2 protein-coding genes are annotated in these 1922 nt (G+C 54.1%); both read left to right on the forward strand.

The window, feature by feature from the left end:
- Positions 1 to 185 (forward strand): DUF2291 family protein (locus tag BLX24_RS30150; RefSeq protein WP_143092911.1); only part of this gene is annotated, 185 nt, incomplete at its 5' end.
- A gap of 11 nt (positions 186 to 196) precedes the next feature.
- A complete protein-coding gene (locus BLX24_RS30155) occupies positions 197 to 1729 on the forward strand; it encodes a sugar ABC transporter ATP-binding protein (RefSeq protein ID WP_071506888.1) in 1533 nt (510 codons plus the stop codon).
- Positions 1730 to 1922: the final 193 nt, after the last annotated feature.

Below are 1922 nucleotides of genomic sequence, written 5' to 3' on the forward strand. Positions count from 1 at the left end.
ATAATACCGGTGACCTGAACAATGTGGCCAAAGCCCTGAATGAAAAGGTCCGTGCGGTTACGGTGCCAACCCTGAAAAAACAGGCGATACCGGGGGCAACGCTCCGGTTTATCGGGGCCCTTGAGCTTAACAACGCTCATTTACATACGGACAAACTGACGATTATACCGATCCAAATCAATTAAATCCTGCCGATATGCTGGTTGCTGAACACATTACAAAGCAGTTTGCGGGCGTGAAGGCGCTGGATGATGTCTGTCTTGAATTTCCGGCCGGAAACGTTACGGCGGTTATTGGCGAGAACGGGGCGGGCAAGTCTACCCTGATGAAAATTCTGTCAGGTGTCTATACCGATTACGAGGGGCAAATCCGGTTTAAGGGCCAGCCAGTGCAGTTTGGCTCGATCAGGGATGCACAGCAGTGCGGCATTGCCATCATCCACCAGGAGCTGGCCCTGATCCCGTACCTGAGCATCCGCGAAAACCTGTTTCTGGGGCGTGAACTAACCACGCGCTGGGGCTTGCTGGACCAATCGGCCATGCGCCGCCGAACGGCTGAGCTGCTGACCGAACTGCGGATGAACATCGATCCGGATACCTTAACGGGAGACCTGAAAGTCGGACAACAGCAGGTGGTCGAAATGGCGAAGGCGTTACTGACCGAGTCGGAGGTAATCATCATGGATGAACCGACATCGGCAATTACCGAAAGCGAAGTGACGGTGCTTTTCGGAATCATTGATGATTTACGGAAAAAAGGCAAGGCCATTGTGTATATCTCCCACAAGCTGGATGAGCTGTTTACCATCGCCGACCGGTTTGTGGTGCTCCGCGATGGCCGGACCATCGAAAGCGGCGACATGTCGGCGATGGATCATGATACATTAATCCGCAAAATGGTAGGCCGTCAGGTTTTGGTGGGACGGGAACACACCGCACCCCGGACAACGGAAACGCGGCTGGTGGTCAACGGGTTGTGTATGACGCATGCCAGCCGCAAACAAACCTTACAGCTGAACCATGTTTCGTTTACCGTCGGAAAGGGTGAGATCGTCGGTCTGTTCGGGCTGATGGGAGCAGGCCGCAGCGAACTGCTCGAAGCCTTATTTGGCCTGCATCCCGGACGGGTGAGCGGGGAGGTGACCATCGATGGCCGGCCGGTCACGATTCATGCTCCGAAACAGGCCATTCAGGCGGAGCTTGCCCTGGTACCCGAAGACCGGAAACGGGACGGGCTGGTTCTGGAACTGCCGGTACAAACCAACATTAGCCTGACTGCCCTGCACCTGATCGAAACCAACGGATTCTTACAGGACCGGAAAGAAACGCAGCTGGCCAAACAGTATATCGCGGATATGCGGATAAAAACGGCTTCGGGTCAACAGTCCGTCAAGTACCTGAGCGGCGGGAACCAGCAAAAAGTCGTGCTGTCGAAATGGCTGGCTACCCGCCCGAAGCTGCTGATGCTCGATGAGCCAACACGCGGGATCGACATCAATGCCAAAACCGAAATTTATAAACTGATACAGAAACTGGCGGACGAGGGGATGTCGATTCTGATGGTTTCCTCCGAAATTCCCGAACTGCTCGCCGTCGCCGACCGGATTCTGGTGATGTGCGAAGGGGCGCTCACGGCCAGTTTTCCGATAGCCGAAGCGACCGAAGACACCTTACTGAAGGCCGCCATTGCCGGTGTGAAACCCCTTAAAAGCAGTCAGCCACTAGCCTGAACCACAATTGCCTTATTCCTATGCAGTTAGCCCTACAACAATACCGACCTGTTCTCATCCGCTTTCAATCCCTGATCGCCCTTGCGGTCCTGTGTATCCTTGTCAGCGTACTTTCTGATAAGTTTCTGACCGTAACTAATTTCTGGAATGTGTTACGCCAGATTTCGGTCAATGTCTGTATCTCAACCGGCAT

The sequence above is a fragment of the Arsenicibacter rosenii genome (genome assembly GCF_001870735.1).
Taxonomy (GTDB): Bacteria; Bacteroidota; Bacteroidia; order Cytophagales; family Spirosomataceae; genus Arsenicibacter; species Arsenicibacter rosenii.